18 protein-coding genes are annotated in these 22669 nt (G+C 72.7%); 13 read left to right on the forward strand and 5 right to left on the reverse strand.

Features of this window, described 5'->3' with window-relative positions:
• Positions 1 to 84: 84 nt before the first annotated feature.
• Genes ACYVOM_RS15420 through ACYVOM_RS15435 form a run of 4 tightly spaced genes read right to left on the reverse strand, consistent with a single transcriptional unit; the run spans position 85 to position 5379 of the window.
• Entirely contained in the window at positions 85 to 1605 is a 1521-nt protein-coding gene (locus ACYVOM_RS15420) for an AMP-binding protein (RefSeq protein WP_460304039.1), read from the reverse strand.
• A gap of 33 nt (positions 1606 to 1638) precedes the next feature.
• Positions 1639 to 2619: a winged helix-turn-helix transcriptional regulator gene (locus ACYVOM_RS15425; protein ID WP_460304040.1), complete on the reverse strand. Its 981-nt coding sequence runs from the start codon at positions 2617 to 2619 to the stop codon at positions 1639 to 1641.
• 16 nt (positions 2620 to 2635) lie between these two features.
• The gene (locus ACYVOM_RS15430) at positions 2636 to 4150 is read right to left on the reverse strand and encodes a carotenoid oxygenase family protein (protein WP_460304041.1); all 1515 of its coding nucleotides are present in this window, start codon (positions 4148 to 4150) and stop codon (positions 2636 to 2638) included.
• An 11-nt stretch (positions 4151 to 4161) separates the two neighbouring features.
• Positions 4162 to 5379, reverse strand: coding sequence for an acetyl-CoA acetyltransferase (locus ACYVOM_RS15435; RefSeq protein WP_460304042.1), 1218 nt, complete (start codon positions 5377 to 5379; stop codon positions 4162 to 4164).
• A gap of 194 nt (positions 5380 to 5573) precedes the next feature.
• Here ACYVOM_RS15435 and ACYVOM_RS15440 point away from each other — a divergent pair, with 194 nt between their 5' ends.
• Genes ACYVOM_RS15440 through ACYVOM_RS15450 form a run of 3 tightly spaced genes read left to right on the forward strand, consistent with a single transcriptional unit; the run spans position 5574 to position 8481 of the window.
• Complete coding sequence (locus ACYVOM_RS15440; protein ID WP_460304043.1) at positions 5574 to 6782, forward strand: acetyl-CoA C-acyltransferase; 1209 nt, start codon at positions 5574 to 5576, stop codon at positions 6780 to 6782.
• Positions 6779 to 7669 carry an SDR family NAD(P)-dependent oxidoreductase gene (locus ACYVOM_RS15445; RefSeq protein WP_460304044.1) on the forward strand — a complete coding sequence of 297 codons (891 nt, stop codon included), beginning with the start codon at positions 6779 to 6781 and terminating at the stop codon, positions 7667 to 7669. The genes ACYVOM_RS15440 and ACYVOM_RS15445 overlap by 4 nt, the downstream gene beginning before the upstream one ends.
• Complete coding sequence (locus tag ACYVOM_RS15450) at positions 7666 to 8481, forward strand: DUF1295 domain-containing protein (RefSeq protein ID WP_460304045.1); 816 nt, start codon at positions 7666 to 7668, stop codon at positions 8479 to 8481. Before ACYVOM_RS15445 ends, ACYVOM_RS15450 begins: the two co-directional genes overlap by 4 nt.
• A 45-nt stretch (positions 8482 to 8526) precedes the next feature.
• Here ACYVOM_RS15450 and ACYVOM_RS15455 read toward each other — a convergent pair whose 3' ends face one another.
• Positions 8527 to 9159, reverse strand: coding sequence for a PP2C family protein-serine/threonine phosphatase (locus ACYVOM_RS15455; RefSeq protein WP_460304046.1), 633 nt, complete (start codon positions 9157 to 9159; stop codon positions 8527 to 8529).
• Between the two features lie 258 nt (positions 9160 to 9417).
• Here ACYVOM_RS15455 and ACYVOM_RS15460 point away from each other — a divergent pair, with 258 nt between their 5' ends.
• From ACYVOM_RS15460 to ACYVOM_RS15505, 10 genes are all read left to right on the forward strand, one after another.
• A complete protein-coding gene (locus ACYVOM_RS15460; protein WP_460304047.1) occupies positions 9418 to 11469 on the forward strand; it encodes an ATP-binding protein in 2052 nt (683 codons plus the stop codon).
• Between the two features lie 62 nt (positions 11470 to 11531).
• Positions 11532 to 12761, forward strand: coding sequence for an MFS transporter (locus ACYVOM_RS15465; RefSeq protein ID WP_460304048.1), 1230 nt, complete (start codon positions 11532 to 11534; stop codon positions 12759 to 12761).
• Positions 12762 to 12815: 54 nt separating this feature from the next.
• Positions 12816 to 14423: a serine/threonine-protein kinase gene (locus ACYVOM_RS15470; protein ID WP_460304049.1), complete on the forward strand. Its 1608-nt coding sequence runs from the start codon at positions 12816 to 12818 to the stop codon at positions 14421 to 14423.
• 4 nt (positions 14424 to 14427) lie between these two features.
• The gene (locus ACYVOM_RS15475) at positions 14428 to 15867 is read left to right on the forward strand and encodes a protein kinase domain-containing protein (RefSeq protein WP_460304050.1); all 1440 of its coding nucleotides are present in this window, start codon (positions 14428 to 14430) and stop codon (positions 15865 to 15867) included.
• Positions 15864 to 17144 carry a hypothetical protein gene (locus tag ACYVOM_RS15480; RefSeq protein ID WP_460304051.1) on the forward strand — a complete coding sequence of 427 codons (1281 nt, stop codon included), beginning with the start codon at positions 15864 to 15866 and terminating at the stop codon, positions 17142 to 17144. Before ACYVOM_RS15475 ends, ACYVOM_RS15480 begins: the two co-directional genes overlap by 4 nt.
• Entirely contained in the window at positions 17137 to 18699 is a 1563-nt protein-coding gene (locus ACYVOM_RS15485; protein WP_460304052.1) for a serine/threonine-protein kinase, read from the forward strand. The genes ACYVOM_RS15480 and ACYVOM_RS15485 overlap by 8 nt, the downstream gene beginning before the upstream one ends.
• A gap of 404 nt (positions 18700 to 19103) precedes the next feature.
• Entirely contained in the window at positions 19104 to 19817 is a 714-nt protein-coding gene (locus tag ACYVOM_RS15490; RefSeq protein WP_460304053.1) for a GNAT family N-acetyltransferase, read from the forward strand.
• Positions 19818 to 19830: 13 nt separating this feature from the next.
• A complete protein-coding gene (locus ACYVOM_RS15495; RefSeq protein WP_460304054.1) occupies positions 19831 to 21435 on the forward strand; it encodes a tryptophan 7-halogenase in 1605 nt (534 codons plus the stop codon).
• On the forward strand, positions 21422 to 21982 hold the full coding sequence (locus ACYVOM_RS15500; protein ID WP_460304055.1) for a carboxymuconolactone decarboxylase family protein: 561 nt from the start codon (positions 21422 to 21424) through the stop codon (positions 21980 to 21982). Before ACYVOM_RS15495 ends, ACYVOM_RS15500 begins: the two co-directional genes overlap by 14 nt.
• Positions 21979 to 22668 carry a ferritin family protein gene (locus ACYVOM_RS15505; RefSeq protein WP_460304056.1) on the forward strand — a complete coding sequence of 230 codons (690 nt, stop codon included), beginning with the start codon at positions 21979 to 21981 and terminating at the stop codon, positions 22666 to 22668. The genes ACYVOM_RS15500 and ACYVOM_RS15505 overlap by 4 nt, the downstream gene beginning before the upstream one ends.
• Position 22669: the final 1 nt, after the last annotated feature.

Consider the following 22669-nt stretch of genomic DNA (forward strand, 5'->3'; position numbering starts at 1 on the left):
GCCCGCGATGGGACCCGGCCGACATCGGTCAGTGAGACGCAGCCCACGTGCGGTGGCCCGGCGGGTGTCGCCGGGCCACCCGGGTCAGCAGACCTGGCGGGAAGCCCCCTCCCACCAGGGTTTGCGCAGTTCGCGCTTGAGGAGCTTGCCGGAGGCGTTGCGCGGCAGGGCGTCGGAGAAGACGACGGAGGTGGGGCACTTGAAGTGGGCGAGGCGCTCGCGCAGCCAGGAGATCAGCTCCGCCTCGGTGGCCTGCGCGCCCGGTCGGCGGACGACGACGGCCAGCGGGGTCTCGCCCCAGCGGTCCGACGGGACGCCGATGACCGCCGACTCCAGGACGGCCGGGTGGCCCGCCAGGACGCTCTCGACCTCGGCCGGGTACACGTTCTCGCCGCCGGTGACGATCATGTCCTTGAGGCGGTCGTGCAGGTAGAGGAAGCCGTCTGAGTCCATCGACCCGGCGTCTCCCGTGCGGAACCAGCCGTCGGCGGTGAACGCCTCGGCGCTCGCCTCGGGGTTGCGCCAGTAGCCCGGGGTCACGCAGGGGCCCTTCACGACGACCTCCCCGACGGCGCCTGGGGCGGCGGGCTCACCCGTCAGCAGGTCCAGGACCGCGACCTCCATGCCCGGCACCGCAGACCCCGCCGAGCGCAGCCGCCCGGCGACGGGGTTGTCGGGGCGGTGCTGGTCGGGGCCGAGGAGCGTCGTCACGCCGATCGTCTCGGTGAGCCCGTAGGACTGGAAGAACTCCGCGCCGAACAGCGCGACCGCCCGCGCCAGCAGCGGTTCGGAGATGGGCGAGGCGCCGTAGACGATCTGGCGCAGCGCCGAGAAGTCGGCGTCCTGGGCGGCGGGCATCTCGCAGATCACCTGGATGACGGCGGGGACCATCGCGGTGTGCGTCACCTGGAAGTCGGTGAGCTGGGCGAGCATCGACGCGGGGGTGGGCTCGCGCGACTGCACGAGGGTCCCGCCGCGCGCCAGGGTGATCAGCGCCCAGCCCGCGCCAGCGATGTGGAAGTAGGGGATCGGGACCATGCTGCGCGAGTCCGCGTCGACGTCGAAGCAGGCGCCGAACAGGTCGGCGGCCGAGGCGAGCCCGTCGGCGCTGATCCGCACGCCCTTGGGGCGGCCGGTCGTGCCGGAGGAGTACATGAGGACCAGCAGGTCCGTGCCGGAGGCGTCGCGGCGCGGGTCGACCGGCTCGCCGGAGGCGACCCACGCCTCGTACGGGGCGCCGACCTCGATGACGGGCACGTCGAGCCCGGTCAGCGCGGGGGCGTGCTCGGGCGCGGCGACGACCAGGGACACCTCGGCGTCGGCGAGGATCCACCGGATCTCCGGCGCCGACAGCCGGAAGTTCAACGGGACGAGCGCCACCCCGGCCTTGGCGGCGCCGAACAGCAGCTCGAAGTATTCGGTGGCGTTGCGGTCGAGGTAGCCGACGCGGGAGCCGGGCGGCAGCGCCGACAGCAGGTCGCCGACCCGGTCGGACCGCTCGGCGAGCTCGCCGTAGCGGATCGGGCGGCCGTCGCCGGTGACGGCCAGGGCGTCGGGGCGCGCGGAGGCGGAGTGGCGGAGGAGTTCGGGGACGGACAACGGCACGGTGTGCTCCTCACCAGGGGTGGGTGGGGTGGATCAGTCGAGCAGCACGGACACCTCGGTGCCGCGCAGCACCTCGCCGCACTGGTCGCAGGTGAGCCTGACCTTCAGGTCCTGGCCGCAGGCGCGGTGGGTGTAGACGAGGGCGGGGCCTTCGGCGGCGCGGAACCAGCGCTGGCCCCAGTCGATGGCGGTCATGACGGTCGGGAAGAACGCGCGGCCCTTCTCGGTGAGGCGGTAGTCGGGCCAGTCGGCGCGCTCGGCCCCGGGGGACTGGTCGAACACGCCGAGGTCGCAGAAGACCCGCAGCCGGTCGGCGACGATCGTGGGCGGCGCGCCGAGCCACTGCTCGAAGTCGCGGAACCGGTGCGCGCCCTGGAACGACGCGCCGAGCAGGGCCGCCGACCAGCGGTTGCCGATCAGCGCCATGGTCTCGGGGAACAGCCCTGCCTCGCCCGCGGTCTGCGAGCGGCGGCGGGTGGTGGCGGCCGGGACCGAGCGGCTCCAGGTGCCGCTCGGCCCGAACCCGCCGGTGATGTCGCGGGCCTCGGCCGGCCGGTCGCAGGCGCCGCAGCCGAACACCGGCCGGAAGTCCCTGCCGCACAGCTGGTGCACCATGCGCGGCAGGCGCTCGCCGTGGGCGGGCACCCAGGCCGCCTCCCACGCCCAGATCGTCAGCAGGACCGGCCACAGGTCGCGGCCCCGCTTGGTGAGCGTGTACTCGTACCGGCGGGCGCTGGCCTGGTACTCGACCTTCTCGAAGACGCCCATGGCCGTCAGGGACGCGAGCCTGCGGGTGAGGACCGCGTCCGAGATCGGCAGGGCGTCCTTCCAGTCGCCGTACCGGCGCGCGCCCAGCATCGCGTACCGCAGGATCAGCAGGTTCCACTCGTCGCCGATCAGCCCGAGGGTCAGTCCGACGGCGTTGGTGCCGCCGCGTGGGAGCCGGGTGGGCCGGTCGGGCGGGTGCACCAGTTCGGTGGTCGCCGCCGCCTGGGTAGCGCTCTGCCGGGTCACGAAAAAAGGTCGCCTTTCACAGTCCGACGGACGCCGCCGGAGATTCGGCGCCGGCCCAGCCGGGGATGGCGGATCCGGGCGCCCAGGTGGCGTGCGTGCCGCTGGAGATGCGTTCGGGCAGCAGGACGCGGGCGAGCGGGCCGTCGGCCAGGCGGGCGGCATCGAAGATCAGACACTCGGAACGATCTTCGTTCATGTCGGTGGTCAGCGTAACAAGGTAGCCGTCGTCCTCGGCGGCGCTTCCCACGCGCGGCGCCATGGCGGGCTCGCTGCCGTAGACGCCTTCGGGCAGGGTGAACCGCTCCTCGCCTCCGGTCAGCAGGTCGTGCTTGACCAGGCCGTTGAACAGGAACCAGCCGTCGACGCCGCTGGCGGCGTAGGTGTAGCGGTTGCGGCGGCCGCCGAAGGAGTTGTTGAGTACGCCGAACTCGGTGATGGAGTCCGTCAGGCGCTCCTCGCGGCACTGGCCGGTGCGCAGGTTGAGCCGCCAGCGGTGCAGGCGGGTCTGCATCCGGTCGAGCGCGAGGAAGCGGAACATGCGCTCGTAGAAGGTGCCGCTGCCGGTGTCGCGGGGCTCGGGGTCGCCCTGGAAGAACCCGTCGAGGACGATCTCGTCGCCCTCCTCGTAGGCGTTGACGAAGTGCAGCACATAGGTGGGGGCTGCCTCGAACCAGAGGATCTGCGCGGAGGTGCCGCGCCTTGGGATGACGCCGAGGCGCAGCGGCAGGTCGGGGCGGAACCGGGCGGCGTGGTGGCCCTTGGCGAGCAGGTCGGCGTCCCAGAACAGCGGGCAGTCGTTGAGGATCGCGTAGTTCTCGGTGAAGGCCATGTCGTGCGGCAGGCGCGGGCCGGGCAGCGGCACCTCGGTGTAGTGCACGAGGCGGTCGGCGGCGTCGACGACGCCGTAGTGCATGTAGGGGGCGTCCTTGCCGTAGTTGAAGAACAGCAGCTCGCCGGTGTTCTCGTCGGACTTGGTGTGCGCCGAGACGCCGCAGGAGGGGAAATTGCCTCCCCAGTCGGACTTGCCGAGGGTCTCCAGGGTGAGCGGGTCCAGCCGGTAGAGGTCGCCGCACTGGTAGAAGCTGGTGAGGGCGACTCCGGCGTGCACGACGACGTCGGTGCTGGAGGCGTCCTTCATGCGGCCGCGCGCGCCCCACCCGTCCTGGCGGGGGGACTTCTCGGGCCGGTCGGCGATCCCCGCCCACAGGGGGACGCCCGCCTCGCGCTCGGCGATGAGGCCGTCGGTCTGCACGAACCGGTTGCGGTAGAAGGCCTTTCCGTCGCGGAATCCGACGGCGTGGATCATGCCGTCGCCGTCGAACGGGTGGTAGCGCTCCAGCGCCGGGTGGACGGGGTTCTCGGTGTTGCGCAGGTACAGGCCGTCGAGGTCGGCGGGGATCTCGCCGTGCAGGACCTTGAGGTCGTCGGACCTCCACTCCGTCGTCTGGGGCCGCCACGGACCTGTGCGGTAGGGGTGGTCGTCGTCTTCTGGCAGGGTCGACAGGACCCTGCCGAGGATCTCCACGTCCATGGGGGTCTCCTTCAGTCGGTGCCGATGATGAGGCTGACGGCGGTGGTGGTGCTGCCGCCGATGTTCAGGGTGGCGACGCGGCGGGCCCCGTCGACCTGGGTGTCGCCGGCGGTGCCGGTGACCTGGGCGGCGGCGTCGACGAGCATGCGCACGCCGGTCGCGCCGACGGGGTGGCCGCCGCCGATGAGCCCGCCGGAGGGGTTCACCGGGATCCGGCCGTCCTTCTCCAGGTCGCCGCTCTCCACGGCCTGCCAGCTCATCCCGGGCGCGGTGATGCCGAAGTGGTCGATCGCCATGTACTCCGACATGGTGAAGCAGTCGTGGGTCTCGATCGCGTCCACGTCGGCGACGCCGGACAGGCCGGCGCGGGAGAAGGCGTCGGTGACGGTGCGGCGCACGTGCGGCAGGACGTAGGCGTCCTCGCGGGAGCGCTCGGTCTTCTGCGCGAGCGGCAGGCCGACGGTGCGGTGGCCCCAGCCCTGGATGCGGGCCAGGCCGCGCAGCTCGGGGCGGCGGGCCAGGTAGCGGTCGCTGACCAGGACGACGCCCGCGCCGCCGTCGGTGATCTGGCTGCAGTCGTGGCGGCGCAGGCGGCCCTCGACGAGGGGGTTGACCTTGTCGTCGGCCGAGAAGCTGGCGTCGGTGAGCTCCCAGGCGCGGGTCTGGGCCAGCGGGTTGGCTCGGGCGTTGCGGAAGTTCAGCTCGCCGATCGCGCGCAGATGGGCGTCGTCGATGCCGTAGCGGCGGTCGTACTCGTCGGTGAGGGCGCTGAACATGTACGGCCACATGAAGGACGCCTCCTGGCCTTCGTGGCCGACCCAGGCGGCCGCGCCTAGGTGGCGGGCGGCCTGGTCGCCGTGCACGGTCTTCTCCAGCTCCAGGCCGAGCACGAGGGCGACGTCGTAGCGGCCGGACTCCAGGTCGGCCATCGCCTGCAGGATCGCGATCCCGCCGGACGCGCAGGCCGCCTCGTGGCGGGAGGAGGGGACCTCCCACAGATCGGGAAGGACGGTCGCGGGCATGCCGCCGAGCTGGCCCTGGCCGGTGAACAGCTGGCCGAAGGCGTTGCCGACGTGGATCACCTCGACGTCGCCGGGCTCGATCCCCGCGGCGCGCAGGGCGCCGGTCGCGACCTCCTCGGTGAGGTCGGAGAATCCCAGGCCGGCCCGGGACCAGTTGCGTGCGAAGTCGCTCTGGTATCCGCCCAGAACCCATGTTCCAGCGGTCATCGCTTGCTCCCTCCGGGGGTGGTGCGGCCGGGAGGCCACTGCCTCACACTTACTACAACAACGAGAGTGAGCAGTCAACGTGCTCGTCGCGGGAGCCCAGTACAGAGCGGAAGTTCGCGAAAACCGGGGCCTTGTCCCGACTGGGGGATCTCACTACATTTAAAAGAGTAACCGAGGAGGAGAGGAGAGGCCGCATGGCCGAGGCCCTCGTATTGGACTACGTGCGGACCGCCCGCGGGAAAGGATCACCGCGCGGGTCCCTGCACGGCATCGGACCGGTCGACCTGGTCGTCCGGCTCCAGAAGGCGCTCGCCGAGCGCACCGACCTCGACACGGCACGCGTCCAGGACGTGATCGTCGGGTCGGCGTCCCAGGTCGACGAGCAGGGCGCCAACCTCGCCCGCACCGCGACCCTGCTCGCCGGATGGGGCCACGGCGTCCCCGGCGGCGTCATCAACCGGTTCTGCGCCTCCGGCATCGACGCCGTCGCCCAGACCGCCGCCCGCATCCGCGGCGGCGACCTGAACCTCGCCGTCGCCGGCGGCGTCGAGTCGGTCTCGCGCGTCGCCATGTTCAGCGACCGCGGCCCCCTGTGGAGCGACCCGGCCACCGTCCAGGCCATCGGCTCGGTGCACATGGGCATCGCCGCCGACCTCAACGCCACCCTCGACGGCTGGACCCGCGAGGAACTCGACGCCTACGGCGCCGAGACGCAAGCAAAGGCCGCCGCCTCCTGGGACGCCGGCCACCACGACGGCGCCGTCATCCCCATCACCCTGGACGACGGCACGGTCTTCGCCCGCGACGAGCTGATCAGGCCGGGCACCACCCCCGCCGGCCTGTCGAAGTTCCCGCCCGCCTTCACCGAGCTCGGCGCCCAGGGCCAGGACGCGATCGCCCTCGCCGCCCACCCCGAGGCGGGCGAGATCCGGCACCTGCACACCGTCGGCACCTCACCCGCCCTCGCCGACGGCGCCGCCCTGCTCCTGCTCGGCGACGCCGAAGCCGCCCAGGCCGCCGGGCTGCGACCCCGCGCCCGGATCATCGCCTCCGCCACCTGCGCCACCGACCCCGTCATCATGCTGACGGCCGGGCAGCAGGCCGTCGAGGCCGTCATCGCCCGCGCCGGGCTCATCCCCGACGACATCGACGTCTACGAGTTCGCCGAGGCGTTCTCCGCCCTGTGCCTGAAGCTGCGGCGCGACCTCAGGCTCGGCCCCGACCGGCTCAACCCCAACGGCGGCACCATCGCCATGGGCCACGCCTTCGGCGCCACCGGCGCGATCATGGTCGGCGGCTGCCTCACCGAACTGGAGCGCCGCGGCGGCCGCTACGGCGTCGCCGCGGTCTCCGGCGCGGCAGGGCTCGGTGTCGCCGTCCTCATCGAAAGGATCCCCGCGTGAGCGGCCTCGACGGACAGGTCATCGCCATCAGCGGCGGCGGACGCGGCCTCGGCCGGGCCTTCGCCCTGCACCTCGCCGAACGCGGCGCCCTCCTGGTGATCAACAACCGCAACCGGATCGTCGACGACCAGGGACTCGGCCCCGCCGACCACGTCGTCGCCGAGATCCGGGCGCTCGGCGGCGAGGCCGTCGCCGAGCACGGCGACGTCGCCGACCCGGCCACCGCCCAGCGCATCGTCAAACTCGCCCTGGACGGCTGGGGCAGGCTCGACGCCCTCGTCACCAGCGCCGCGGTCTCCGGCCCCGCGATGTTCCACAAGTCCACCCCCGAGGACTTCGGCGCGGTGCTGCGCACCAACGTCCTCGGCACCTCCCAGATCGCCGCGGCCTGCGCCGCCGTCATGCGCGAGCAGCGGCACGGCCGCATCGTGCTCGTCGCCTCCACCGCCGGCCTGCACGGCGAGCCGACCGTCTCGGCGTACGCGGCCAGCAAGGGTGCCGTCATCGCGCTCGGCAAGACCATCGCCGTCGAAGGCGCGCCGCGCGGGGTCTTCACCAACGTGCTCCTGCCGTACGCGCTCACCCAGATGACCGACAACGGCATGGACCCGGGCCACCGTGAGGCGATGGACGCGGCCGCCGTCGCGCCCCTCGTCGCGGCGCTGTGCGACCCGGCCTCGACGGTCAACGGGCAGGTCATCGTCGCCGCCGCCGGAGGCCTGCGCCTGGCCGACGCGGTCGAGTACGGCACGGTCCGCCACGACACGGCCCTCGACGGGCAGGCGCTGGCCGGCCTGCTGAAGGCCAGCCGCTCCGGCCCCGCCCACTCCTACGTCCACGCCCAGGACGCCTTCCAGGACTTCGCCCGAGAGCTGAGCGCACCGTGAACCTCGTCCCCCTCCTGATCAACCTCGGCGCGAGCGCCCTGGCCGTCGCCGTCGCCATGGGCCTCACCATGGCCTACGCCCTGCGCACCCGCACCCACAGCGTCGTCGACGTCGTGTGGGGGCTCGGGTTCGTCGTCATCGCCCTCACCTCGTTCGCCGTCTCCGGCGTGCAGGGCGAGGGCGTCACCGGGCGGCGCGTGCTCGTGCTGGCCCTCACCGCCCTGTGGGGGCTGCGGCTGGGGATCTACATCTTCCGCCGCAACCACGGCAAGGGCGAGGACCCCCGCTACGCGGCCCTCCTGCGGCGCAACAAGGGTCCGGTGCTGCCGTTCGTGCTGCGCCACATCTACTTCTCCCAGGGCTGGATCATGTGGCTGGTGTCCCTGCCCGTCCAGGTCGCCATGTACCAGAACGCCTCCCTCGGCCTGCTCACCTGGCTCGGGACCGCGGTGTTCGCCGTCGGGTTCCTGTTCGAGAGCGTCGGGGACCGGCAGCTCGCGCGGTTCAAGGCCGACCCCGCCAACCAGGGCAAGGTCATGGACCGCGGCCTGTGGGGCTGGACCCGCCACCCCAACTACTTCGGCGACTCCGTCGTCTGGTGGGGCCTGTTCCTCATCGCCTGCTCGCACTGGAGCGGTCTCATCACGGCGATCGGCCCGGCGTTCATGACGCACCTGCTGGTCAACCGCAGCGGCAAGGCGCTGCTGGAGCGCCAGATGGCCCGCCGCCGCGGCCAGGAGTACACCGACTACCTCGCCCGCACCAGCGGCTTCTTCCCCCGCCCCCCACGCCGCCCCAAGCCCGCCGCCTGAGCTCCCCCACACAGGGCCGGTGTCTCTTCTCAGAGACACCGGCCTTTACTGTGAGAAATGCCGGGAATCCGACCATTCGGGGCCCAGCGTCGGAATCCTCGGGTGGGGTCGGCGCAACCGGAACGCCGGCGTTTCGGGCATCAGGAAAAGCAGGTCGACGTCGTCTCCGCAATGGTCACCGAGTTGTGCGGAAAGCCGCTCGACGAAGGCCGACGGGTCGGTGATCGCGCCCCGGGAGAGCCGGGCCAGAAAAGGGAAGGGGCGCTGGGCGGCGCTCACCCCTCCGGTGTGCAGCAGGAGGCCGTCGCCGGGTTCGAGCGGCACCCAATCGGGGGCGGCCCAGCCCGCGTCCAGCGACTGCAGGCCCAGCGGCAGCGCGACGGGCAGCACGCACTCCACGGCCCCGCCCTCGCCGGCGACGACGAGCGGAGGGGCGTGCCCGCAGCAGATCACCTCCGCGTTCAGGGTCTGCGGGTCGAACTCGACCAGCACCGCGGTGGCGTACTCCTCCCCGCGCCCGGCCAGGAACCCGTCGATGCGGAAGGCGATGCCCGCGATCGACGTCTCGTGCATCGCCAGTTCGCCGAAGCCGCGCAGCACCTCGGCGGCGAGCGCGGCGCGCTGCGGCCCGGCCGCGCGCACGGCCATGGCGCGCACGCCGTACGGCGAGTCGACCACCTCGCACCGTGCGCCCCGCGCACCCTCACCACGAACCGCCCTTTCCACTCGAACGGGGCCGCAATGGGATGAGGGAACCTCGCCGGACGTCGGAGTGTCATTCTCGGAATATTCCAAAGGTGGGCCTCCCGTGCCCGAGCGGAGAATCCCATCCTAGCGTTCCGTGTGACAAAGGAAGCAAAGAGCGAGCATTGCCCGGAAGCGGGGAGTATCGTCGCGATTCCTCGACGTCACCATCCCCAGTGAACGGAGCAGGAATTGCACAGGGAGACAAACCCGTCCCGTGGCAACGTCGCCGTCGACGCGTCGAGTTTCGTGGGCCGGGCCGACGAACTCGCCGCCATCGACCGGATCCTGCGCGAGGAGCGGCTGGTCACGCTGACCGGCGTCGGCGGCGTCGGCAAGACCCGCACCGCGCTGGAGGCGGCCTCCGCCGCGGCCGCGGACTTCCCCGACGGCGTCTGGATCGTCCGCCTCGCCCAACTGCGCGACGGCACGCTGCTGCCCCACCTCGTCTGCCGCGAGATGCGCCTGCAGGACCAGACGACCCGCCCGATGGTCGAGGTGCTCGCCGACCGGCTCACCGGAGCCCGGTGCCTGCTCGTCCTGGACGGCTGCGAGCACCTCCTGGAGCCCTGCGCCATGCTCATCATGGTGCTGCTCGGCGTCGCCCCCGACGTCAAGATCATCGCCACGAGCAGGCAGCCCATCGGGGTGCGCGGCGAGGCCCGCGTCACGCTCGAACCCCTGTCGGCCGAGAACGAGGCGGTCCAGCTGTTCGCCGACCGCGCCGCCGCAGCCTGCCCCGGCTTCACCCTCGACGACGGCACCCGCCCGATCGTCACCGAGGTCTGCGCACGCCTCGAAGGCATCCCGCTGGCCGTCGAACTCGCCGCCGCGCTCGCCGCGACACTGCCCGTCGCCGAACTCGGCGCCCGCATCCAGGACAGGTTCGCCCTCGAATCCGGCCGCGGCACGCCGGCCCACCACCGGACCCTGTGGACCGCGATCGGCTGGAGCCACGAGCTGTGCACGCCCAAGGAGCGGCTGCTGTGGGCGCGCCTGTCGGTGTTCGCCGGATCCTTCACCGCCCGCACCGCCGAGAGGGTCTGCGCGGGCGGCCCGCTCAGCCCCGGCGACGTGCGCGCCACCCTCGCCGCGCTCGTCGACAAGTCCCTGGTCAAGACCCGCGACGGCAGGTACGCCCTGCTCGACACGATCGCCGAGTTCGGCGCGCACTGGCTGCGCGACCTCGGCGAGGAACGCGCCCTGCGGATCGGCCACCGTGACCACTACCTGGCCGAGGCCCGCCGCGCGTTCGGCCTCTGGTTCACCGCCGAGCAGGCCGACCTCGCCCGCGGCTTCGCCCACGACTTCGCCGACCTCCAGGTCGCGCTGGAGACCTGCTTCACCGAGCCCGGCGACACGGTCCTGGAACTGCTCGGCGCACTGTGGTTCTTCTGGTACTGCTGCGGCCACCAGCGCGAAGGCCGCCACTACTTCGAGCGCGCGCTCGCCCACGACGCCACCCCCGGCTACCACCGCATGCGCGCCGCCTGGGCCTACGGGCTCGTCGTCCTGGCCCAGGGCGACATCGACGCCGCCAATGACGCCGTCGAGGTCTGCACCGCCGCCGCCCCCGACACCGAGAAGCCACCCTTCGGCCTGTCCGCCCGCGCGTCGGCCTACCTGCGCGGCACCGCCTGGTCCATCCGCGGCGACGCCGACCTCGGCATGCGCATCGTCGCGCCGTTCGACACCCTGCCCGAACCCGGCGGCCCGCACGAGGCCGAGGGCATGCACGAGGCGACGACCCTGATGATGCAGGCGTGCGTGTCCTACATCCACATCGTCCGCGGCGACTACCCCGAGGCGTTCGCGCTCGCCCGGTGGATCAAGGCAGAGGGCGAGCGGCGCGCGGAGTACAAGTACCGCTCCTGGGGCGACTACATCTGGGCGCTGGCGGCGCTCGGCACCGGCGACCTGCCCGCCGCCGTCGACCACGCCCGCCAGGCGCTGGAGGCCAACCGACGGCTCGGCGACTACTGGGGCATGGCCCTGGTCCTGGACACCCTCGCCCTGGCGCTGGCCGGCCTCGGCCAGAGCGAGCAGGCCGCCACCGTCCTCGGCACCGGAGAGCAGGCCTGGCGCTCCACCTTCGGCACCTCCCAGTTCGGCTCGCCCGAACTCGCCGCCGCCCGCCAGGACTGCGAACGCGGCATCCGCGCCGCCATCGGCGACGCCCACTACGACAAGGCCTTCCGCCTCGGCCTCGACACCCCCCTCACCCCGCCCCTGCCCACCGTCTGACGGGGAGTTGCCCGCGGTGGCGGCTAGGCGCACCCTGGACGGGACGCGGGGGAGGCAGGCACATGAGCGGGGACCAGGCCGCCCGGCCGCTGCGCGGCAACCGGGACTTCCTGCTGCTGTGGAGCGGCCAGCTCGTCTCGGAGCTGGGGGTGCGGGCGACGTCGGTGGCCTTCCCGCTGCTGGTCATCGCGCTCACCGGCGATCCGGCCATGGCCGGGCTCGCCGGATTCTGCGCGACGCTCCCGTACGTGCTGTTCTACCTGCCCGCCGGGGTCCTGCTGGACCGGTGGAACCGCAGGACGGTGATGCTCGTGTGCGAAGCGGGCCGCCTTCTGGCCATCGGCGGCATCGCGGCCGCCGCGTGGCTGGAGCGGCTGACGTTCCCGCACCTGCTCGCCGCGTCGTTCGCCGCGGGCACGTTCTTCGTCTTCTTCAGCGTCGCCGACAAGAGCATCGTCCCGTCGCTGGTCGCCCCCGCCCAGGTGCCCGAGGCACTGGCGCGTCTGGAGGCCCGCTCCCGCGCCGCGAGCCTCGCCGGCCCGCCGCTCGGCGGGCTGCTGTACGGGATCGGGCGGGCGCTCCCGTTCGCCTTCGACGCCCTGTCGTACGCGGCGTCCTTCCTCGCCACCCTCCTCCTGCGCACCGACCTGTCGGTCCGGCGCGAGGAGCCCGCGCCGGGCCTGGCCGGTGAACTGCGCGACGGCCTGCGCTGGCTCGCCCGTGAACCGTTCGTCCGGCTGTCGACGGCCCTCGTCGGCGCGCTCAACCTCGTGCTCGAAGCCGTCAAGCTCACCCTCGTCGTCCTGGCCGCACGCCACGGCGCCTCCGGCGCGACGGCCGGGCTGGTCCTCGGCTGCTACGGGGCGGGCGGACTCGCCGGAGCGCTCGCGGCGCCCCTGCTGGCCCGGCGCGCCGCACCCGGAACCGTCGCCACCGCCGTCACCTGGCTGTGGGCGGTCCTGCTGCTCCCGCTGGCCCTGGACCCGCCCGTGCCCGTCCTGTGCGTGCTCGCCGCGGCGGTCGCCTTCCCCGGGCCGCTGTGGAACGTCGTCCTGCTCGGCCACCAGTACCGGCTGATCCCCGGCCACCTCCTGGCCCGGGTCAAGAGCGCGGGCCTGCTCGTCGCCTGGGGCACGATCCCCCTCGGCTCGCTCCTGGGCGGCCTCCTCCTCGACCGGGCCGGGATGCGCGCCACAGGCCTGTGCCTCGCGCTCCTCATGGCCGCGATCGCGCTCGCCGCCACACTCAGCCCGGCACTGCGCACGGCGGCCCCGCCCCGCGATCTCCGGTGACGGGTCGGGCCGTCTCTGTGATCTCCAAGGTGATCTTGTCCTAGGATGCCTCGCATGTCCGGAGAGATCGGGAGACGGCTGGCCGACCGCTACGTGCTGCTCGATGTGCTCGGCAGCGGCGGCATGGGCACCGTGTGGAAGGCCAGGGACGAGACCCTCGGCCGCGACGTCGCGGTGAAGGAGCTGAAGATCGCGCCCGGCCTCGACGAGGCGACCCGCGCCGAAGCCGCCGAACGCGCCGTCCGCGAGGCCCAGGCCACCGCGCGGCTGCGCCACCCCGGCGTCGTCACCGTCCACGACGCGTTCCTCGAAGAGGACCGCCCCTGGATCATCATGCAGCTCCTCGACGGCGCCACCCTCGACCGGGTCCTGGCCGACCGCGGCGCCCTCACGCCCGAGCACACCGCCCGCATCGGCCTCGACGTCCTGTCGGCGCTGGAGGCCGCGCACGCGCTCGGCATCCTGCACCGCGACATCAAACCCGGCAACATCTTCCTCACCGCCGACGGCCGCGCCGTCCTCACCGACTTCGGCATCGCCACCGTCGAGGGCCAGGCCACCCTCACCCGCTCCGGCATGCTCGTCGGCTCACCCGGCCACATCGCGCCCGAACGGCTGCGCGGAGAGCGCCCCGGACCGCCCTCGGACCTGTGGTCGCTCGCCGCGACCCTCTACCGGGCCGTCGAGGGGCACCACCCGTTCCGCGGCGCCGCGCCCATGGCCGTGCTGGCCGCCGTGCTCACCGCGGACCCCGTCGCACCCGTCCGCGCCGGGGACCTCGGGCCGCTGCTGACGCGGCTGCTCGCCCGCGACCCGCGCGCCCGGCCCACCCCCGAGGTGGTCCGCGCCGTCCTGGAGCGCGTCGCGGCAGGACAGCCGTCCGGCGACATCGCCCTGCCCGAGCCGCCGCCCTCCGCGCCGCTGCCGCAGCCCACCCTGCCGTCCGCCGCGCCGGGCCGCCCCCGCACCGGCCTCGCGCTGCTCGCCGGAGGCATCATGGCGACCGTCGCGCTGGCCGCGGCCGCCGTCGTGGTCGTCGCCACCGACGACCGGACCCCCGCCGCCGCCCCCGCGCCGCAGACCACCGCCCCGGCCGCCCCCCAGGTGACGCCCACCGAGGAGACCGCCCGCTTCACGGTGCCCCTCGACCTGTGCACGCTCGTCTCCACCGACAAGGTCCGCCAGATCGTGCCCCGCTACACCAAGGCCGAAGGCGCCGCGTTCACCCAGAGCGGCGCGCCCGCCTGCTCCTGGGACGCCCCCGGCGCGGGCGTCTCGGTCAAGGTGAACAAGCCGTACGACCTCACCGACGTGTGGACCGAATCCAGCCCCGGCCAGGCGCACGACCACTATCTCCAGGGCCTGCGCGCCTCCGACGGCTCGGACAAGGTCATCTGGCACTACGACGGCATCGGCGGAGAGTCCCTCACCTCCGGACCGGCGACCAAGGCCAAGGAACTCGACGGCATCGGCGACGAGGCCTACACCACCGACACCTACGGCAGGCTCGGCGCGCAGATGACCGACGTCGTGTTCCGCATCAGCAACATCGTCTTCGAGGTCACCTACGCCGACGTCACCGACAAGACCGGACCCGCCCAGATCCGCAAACACGCGCAGACGATGGCCCGATGGGTCGTCGAGGCGCTCGACAAAGGCTGAGCGTTTGCACGCCAAGATCGCCGGACGCTACGTCCTCCAGCAGCCCCTTGCCCCGCGCCTGCACCTCGCCCGGGACGAGGCCACCGGCACCGCCGTGTTCGCCCGGCACGTCGCCCTCCCGCCCGAACTCGGCGCGGCGCGGCGCGAAGCCCTCGCCCGGGACGTCCTGGCCGATGCCGCCGCCGCGGCCCGCGTCCGCCACCCGGCCGCCCACCCCGTCCTGGACGCCGTCCTGCACGACGGCGACCCGTGGCTCATCGGCCCGACCATCGCCGGACGCCCCCTGACCGACCTCCTCGCCCAGACCGGGCCCCTCCCACCGCAGGCCGCCGCCCGGATCGGCGCGGACCTCGCCGCCGCCCTGTCGCGCGCCCACCTCCTCGGGACCGTCCACGGCGACGTGCAGCCCGACCACGTGTGGGTGACCGCCGACGGGCGCGGCGTCCTCACCGGCTTCGGCGCCCGCGCCCGCGACGCCGCCCTCGTCGGCACGCCCGGCTACACCGCCCCCGAGCAGACGGCCGAGCCCGCGCCCGCCGCCGACCTGTGGTCGCTCGGCGCGACCGTCTACCTCGCCGTCGAAGGCGTCCCCGCTTTCCTGGGCGACGACCCGATGGCGGTGCTGAGCGCGGTGCTGGCCACCGAGCCGCGCCCGCCCGAGCGCGCGGGAGACCTCGCGCCCGTCCTGCTGGACCTGCTCGCCAAGGATCCCGCCCGCAGGCCGACCGACGCCGCGACGTCCCTCGCGGCGCTCGCCGCGTCCGCCCCGCGCGGCCGGAGGGTGCCCGTCCGCCCGGCGGTCCTCGCCACCGCCGCCGCCTGCCTGGTCGTCTCGGTCGCGGCCGCCACCACCATCGCCACCGCCCTGCTCACCTCGCCGCCCGCGCCCGCCGTCGCGCCGTCGCCCGACACCGACCCCGGCCGCTACGCCGCCGCGCCGCGCGCCTGCGGTCTCATCGACGATGCCCAGGCCGAGGAACTCGTGCCCGGCTCCAGCCGCAGCGACGGAGGCGCCTCCAGCGGCGGCGACCCCAACGCGTCGTGCAGGCTCGTCGGCCCCGACTACTCCACCGACACCTCCGTGCAGACCGAGCTGTTCGTGATGCGGCCCGGCCCGCTCGGCGGCGCGCCCGCCACCGCCCGCGCGTTCCTCGACGGCACCCGCGCCGACGCCCCCGCCGAGGCGCTGGGGGACACCGACACCGTCTCGCCCGTCCGGGACCTCACCGGGATCGGAGACGCGGCGGTGGCCTACGACCTGTACCGGGGGACGTTGCAGGACCAGTCGACGGTGGCCGCCGCCGTCGTCAGCAACATCGCCGTCCGCGTCACCTGCGAGCAGCGCGCCGAAGGCGGCCCCCGGCAGGAGCTCACCGCCGACCTCGCCTCCTGCGCCGAAAAAGCCCTCGGCTGGGCCGTGACGGCACTGGAGAAGACCGGATGACCACCCCCACCGCGCCCTTGGCCGGACGCTACCGGCCGCTGCGCCCCCTGGACGCCGCCGGCACCGCCTGGCACGCCGCCGACGAACTACTGCACCGCGACGTCACCGTCCGGCGGCTGCCCGCCGACGCGCTCGCCGGAGCACGCGCCGCCGCCGTGCTCAAGCACCCCGGCGCCGTCACCGTCCACGACGTCGTCACCGACGAGACGGGCGCCGCCTGGGCCGTCACCGAGCCGACCGACGGCACCACCCTGTACACGTGCGGCGTCCTGCCGCAGGCCGACGCCGCGGCGCTCGGCCTCGACCTGCTCGACGCGCTCGCCCACGCGCACGCCCTCGGCGTCGTGCACGGCGCGGTCGAACCCGGCACGGTCGTGCGATGCGCCGACGGCAGATTCGCGCTCACCGGCTTCGGCACCACCGACCCCGCGCCCGCGTTCACGCCGCCCGAACCCGGCCGGACCCCCGCCTCCGACCTGTGGGGGCTGGCCGCGACGCTGTGCGCCGCCGCCGAAGGCCGCCCGCCCTTCTCCGACCCCGAAGCCCTGCGCCACGGCCGGCCGCTCCCGGCGGCCCGCGCTCTCCCGCTCACCGCCGCCGTGGGGCCCGCGCTGCACCCCGACCCCGCCGCCCGCCCCGACGCCGCCGCGCTCACCTCCGCGCTGCGCAGGCTCGCGCCCCGGACCGGGCCACGCGAGCCGCTGCGCGTCCACCCCGCCCTCCTGGGCGTCGCCGCCCTGGCCCTGGCCGCCGTGACCATCCCGATCACCGTCGCGCTCGCCCGCCCGGACGCCGCCGCCGCGACGGGCGCGCCGACCCTCGCGGCCGTGCCGAACGCCTGCGAGGTCCTCACCGACGAGCAGATCGCGCAGCTCGTCCCCGACGCGGCCGAACCGCTGAACTACATGGCCGGATCCTGCAACTGGCGCACCGACAGCGGGCTCGGCGACCTGCCGGGCACCCTCGACCTGTCCCTCGACGTGAAGATCGAACTCGCCGGGAACCCCGCAGCCGGCCTGAAGAGCGAACGCCGCATGGCCGCCCTCACCGCCGACGAGGTCATCGAACTGGGCGGGCCCGGCGACGAGGCCGTCGTCCTCGACTCGGTGATGGACTCCTCGCGCTCAGGGCAGCGGTTCACCACCGAGGTCGTCTTCCGGCAGGCCAACGCCCTCGTCACCGTGGAGTACTCCCGCAACGGCGGCAAGAGCACCGCGCTGAGGCAGGCCGCCATCCGCGGCGCCTACTGGATCGCCGAGGAGCTCAGACATGGCTGACCGTCCCCCGCTCGCCGGACGCTACCGGCTGGAGCACAAACTCGGCAGCGGCGGCATGGGCGACGTGTGGCGGGCCCGCGACGAGTTCCTCGGCAGGACCGTCGCCGTCAAGGAGGTCAGGCCGCCCGCCGACCTCGACCCCGCCCGGCAGGCCGCGTTCTGCGAACGGCTCCTCAGCGAGGCGCGCGCCGCCGCGGCGCTGCCCCACCCGTCCATCATCACCGTGCACGACGTGTTGCGGCAGGACGGTCGGCCCTGGATCGTCATGGACCTCATCGACGGGCCGTCCCTGGAGTCCGTCCGCACCGGGCAGGGGCCGCTGCCCGCCCGGCGCGTCGCCGAGATCGGCCTTCAGCTCCTGGACGCGCTCCTCCTGGCGCACTCGCGCGGCATCGAACACCGCGACGTCAAACCCGCCAACGTGCTCCTGTCCGGGGACCGGGCCATCCTCACCGACTTCGGCATCGCCACCGTCGCCGGAGACCCGACGGCCGCGGCGGAGAAGGGCATCGTCGGCTCACCCGGCTACATGGCGCCCGAACGGCTCGGCGACGGACCCGTGGACGGGCTCGCCTCCGACCTGTGGTCGCTCGGCGCGACCCTCTACACGGCCGTCGAAGGGCGCCGCCCCTACGAGCGGCCGAACGCGCTGGCGATGATCGGGGCCGTCCTCACCGAGGACGCGGCGCCGACGGAGCTCGCGGGGCCGCTCGGGCCGCTCCTGCTGGACATGCTGCACCGTGAGCCGCACCGGCGGCCCGCCCCCGCCGTGATCCGGCAGGTCCTGGAAGGCGTCGCGGGCCTCGCCCCCGCCCCGATGGCGTTCGCGGCCCCGCGGCTCGCCGCGCCGCCGGGGTTCCCCTCGACCGTGCCGATGTCGGGTGGCGCGGCGAAACGTCCGATGTCCGCCGCGCTGCTCGTCGCCGGGGCCGCGACCGCGACGCTCGTCGTCGTTGCCGCGGTGTCCGTCGTGTTCGCCCTGACGCGCGACGGCTCCCCTACCGGAGGGGGCACGCCCTCCGGGTCGCCGGTCGCGGGCGGCCCGGTCGCGGGCGGCCCGGTCTCCTCCAGCCCCGGGACGGCTCCCGACCCGTGCGCCCTGCTCACCGAGGACCAGGCCCGCACCCTCACCGGCGACCCCGAGGGCTCCGGCACCAACGCCGCGACCTGCTCCTGGGGAACGGGCGACCTCCGCCTGGAGATCAACGTCCGGGCCATGCCTGCGCAGAACGGCAAGACCGCCGAGCAGGTCGCCAAGGACGCCTACGCCCTGAACAAGCGCCAGGCCGCGGGGGACGCCGGCACCTCCACCGACCCCGTCATCAAAGTCGTCACGACAGCCCCGAAGGACCTGCCCGGCGTCGGCGACGAGGCCTTCACCCAGTCCGAGACCTCCCGGAGCTCCTTCGGCGACACCGCCACCACCACCGTGCAGGTCCGCTCCGGCCCGGTCCTGGTCAAGCTCACCCGCGAGGGGCCCTTCGCCCAGGCGTCCGCCGTCCGCGACACGGCCCTCCAGGCCGCGACCAAGGCCCTCGCCAACCTGCCCTCCTGAAGGGGTCCGGCGCGGCGCCCGCCGGGCATGCGCCCGTCGCCGAACGTGCGCACGCGCGGCCGCGGTGCCCGGGGTTTCGACGGCCGACGGCCCGCCGGGGGGTTGATCGTGGCTCTCCAGGGCCGGGCGAACCGAACTTGACAGTGCTCCGCACTGCCATTTCATATGTGTTATATGAGCCCGCTTCATTGATTGTGGGAAGCTTGAGGGGGTCTCATGAAATATGTCTTCGGGGTGTTGCCCCCAGGTTAATTCTTGGGTCTGTCATGCCGTCCGGCCTGCCAGAGTTCCACGCCGTGACCACCGCGTCACTCGGTTGCCGTTGACACCTCTTTGTTCGATTTGTTTTGGTTGCTCTCGTGACCGCGTCCCCGGACGGACGTCATTTCGCACAAAGGGCATACGTGAATACCGTGCTTCCGGAAGAACAGTCGCCGACCCGGCCGAAGGGTTGGGAATTCACCGAGCAGGCCAAAGATCCGCTTTCGGAGCAGCGGATCTACCTGGCCGAGGACGACGCGGACCTCGCGGCCGTCGACATGCTGTGGAACGCGGTCTACGGAGCCGAGTTCGGCTGGCTCCCGCCCGAGGGCGGACCGCGGCACAAGGACCGCTACGACGACCACTCCACCTATCTCATGGCCCGCGTCGAAAACCGGGTCGTCGGCACCATGAGACTCGTCACCGATTCTGCCGCGGGCCTGCCGGTGGAGCAGTTCGCCGACATCGCCGAACTGCGGGCGCCGGGGCGCAGGCTCATCGAGTGCCAGCGCCTGATGATCCTCGCCGACCACCGCAACCAGCGCTTCGCGCACCTGCCCTACGGCGTGCTCGGCGGGCTCGTCAAGGGCTGTCTGCACTGGTGCCTGCGCAACGGCACGACGCATATTCTCGCGGACCTCTTCACCGAGACGAAGACCACTCCCATAGGCCCGCTCAGAGCCCTGGGATTCACCGACACCGGCAAAGAATTCATCGACACCGAACTCCAGCAGGCGGGCACCAGCGTCGCTCTCCTCCTGGATACGGGAGAACTGTTCTCCCGGCCATTCCGGACCACCCATCCATTCTATCGGTACCTGATGGAATACGACGAGATCGTCGACGTCTACCACTGAAATGGAGTCAGCCTTGAGCTCTGTCGAGGAATTCGACATCGTGGTGATCGGGGGAGGCCCCGGCGGTTCCATGGCCGCGACCCTGCTCGCCGACGCGGGAAAACGCGTCGTGCTCTTCGAATCAGCGAAGTTCCCCCGCTACCACATCGGCGAGTCCCTCCTGTCGGGCACGGCCGACCTGATGAAGCGGATCGGTGTCCTGGAGACGCTGGAGAACGACGGCTACATCAAGAAGTACGGCGTCGAGTGGGTCTGGGGCGAGCAGCGCGAACCCTGGAAGGTCTACTTCAAGGACGCCCTGGCCATGCCCTACGACTACGGCTACCAGGTCGAGCGCGCCCCCTTCGACGAGCTGCTGCTCAACAACGCGCGCGAGCACGGCGTCGACGCCCGCGAGGAGCACCGGGTCGTCGACTTCTCGATCGCCGCCGACGGCACCTCCACCGTCGAGTACGAGGCCACCACCGACGGGCGGCGCGGCACCGTCACCGCCCGCTGGATCGTCGACGCCTCGGGCCAGGGCGGCCTGGTCACCAAGCGCCTGCACGAGCAGCAGTGGGACACCAACCTCCAGAACATGGCCATCTGGAGCTACTGGCGCGGCGCCGACCGCGGCGAGGGCCTGGACCGCGGCAACACGTTCCTGCCGACCTTCGAGGACGGCTGGTGGTGGTTCATCCCGCTGCGCGACGACATCACCAGCATCGGCGCGGTCGTGGACCGGGAGTCCTTCCACGAGAACAAGGGCCAGGGCCTGGAGGAGTACTACAAGGCGTGCCTGGCCAAGACGCCCGAGATGGCGGCCAGGCTCGAAGGCGCGGAAATGGTGGACAAGGTCCGCGTCCAGCGCGACTGGTCCTACATCTACGACAAGTTCGCCGGCGACGGCTACATCGCCGTCGGCGACGCCGCCTGCTTCATCGACCCGCTGTTCTCCACCGGCGTCCACCTGGCGATGCTCAGCGGCTTCCTCGCCGCGACCACGGTCAACACGGTCCTGGACAAGCCGGACCTCGACCGCACCCGCGTCCTGGAGTTCTACGAGAACGCCTACCGCAAGGAGTTCGCGCGGCTGCGCGCCCAGGTCTACTTCCTCTACAGCGGCCACGGCAGCACCAAGGACTCCTACTTCTGGCATGCCCGCAGCCAGTTCGACGTCCCCGGCCTGGCCCCGGAGAAGGCGTTCATCTCGCTCATCGCCGGCGCCTTCACCCACCGGTCCTGGTACCGCCGCTACCTGGAGCGCCTGGACGTCCCCTCCGAGCTGCGCGGCACCATCGAGGGCATCTTCGAAGGCAAGTCGACCGGAGTGAACGTCGACGTGGAGACCCCGCTGATCGCGGGCGCCTCCGTCATCGTCGACGACCTGGCCGTCGACGGGCACTACCTGCGCGAGTCCCGCGCGATCACCGGCCCGGACGGCGCCGTCGTGCCGCTCACCGCGGCGATGGAGGCGCTGCTGGCCGCGGCCGACGGCACCCGCACGAGCGCCCAGCTCATGGACCTGATCGTCGAGAGCGGCGTGGGGAGTGTGGACCAGGCGCAGGCCCTGGTCCACGAGGCGGTCAGCTACGGGTTCCTCACCGCGGCGAGGGAGGCGCCCGATGGCGTTCGTTGAGCTGACGGACGGCGCCGACGCCCCACCGGAGGTGCAGGCCGCGTTCAAGGCGGTCGAGGCGCAGTACGGGTTCGTCCCGAACATCCTGCGCGCCCTCGCCCACTGCCCGGACCTCCTCCAGACGTTCGTCCCGTTCTGGGCACAGGTCTACGCCTCGCCGACGATCGGGCCCAGGCTGCGCGCGCTCGCCGCGCTCGGCACCGCGCAGACCCAGGAGTGCGCCTACTGCGTGGCGCACATGACGGCCTCCGCGCGCCGCGCCGGGGTCGGCGAGAAGGAACTGCGCGCGATCGGCGACTCGGTGATCCGGGCGAGCGTCTTCGAGGACCGCGAGGCGCTCATCCTGGAGCTCGCCGAGACGCTCACCCGCGACCCCGACGGCACCACCCCCGCCCTGCGCGAGCGGCTGCGGGCCCTGTTCACCGAGGCCGAGATCGTCAACATCGTCGTCGCGATCGGCCTGTACAACCTCACGAGCCGTTTCCTCAAGGCCCTGGACATCGAGGTCGAGGACCTCTTCGACGCGCACGACGGAGGCACTCCATGAGCAGGACGCCGATGGAAGAGATCATCGAGACCTACGGCGAGGACGTGTGGAACCTCATCCTCACCGTCTACGTCAACTTCCACTCCTCGGAGCTGGAGATCATCGACCTGTGCGCGCGCTGGATCCCGCGCCGCACCGACCTGCGTGAGAAGACGTACCTGGTGCACCACGCCTCGGACGAGGTCACGCACGCCCGCCTGTTCCGGGAGGGCGTGGAGCGGCTGGGCATGCCCTGGGACGGCTTCGACCACGACAAGTACCGCATCCAGGACATCGACGACCGGTTCCAGAAGCTGTTCGAGAGCGACGACGAACTGGAGGTCCTCATCGGCCTCAACCTCTACGCCGAGGGCGTCCTGGCGATGGAGGAGCTCTACCAGCTCGGCCGCAACAAGCCCGAGTACTTCTACCAGTTCGACCGGATCGAACGGGAGGAGCGCAGGCACGTCGGATTCGGCGTCACCGTCGCCAAGCGGCTGCTGGCCGAGAGCGAGGACAACCGGCGCCGCGCCGCCGAGTACTGCAAGTGGTACCAGGAACACCTGGAGGGCTACCTGAACGGCGAGCTCGCCGAGAAGATCGGCTGGGCCGCCGAGGCCGGCTTCGTCAGCGACGACTACATCCCGCGCACCCGGGCGCGCTTCAACGAGACCATGTCCCAGCTCGGCATCCTGGAGGTGGCCTGAC

Source organism: Actinocorallia aurea (assembly GCF_054783995.1).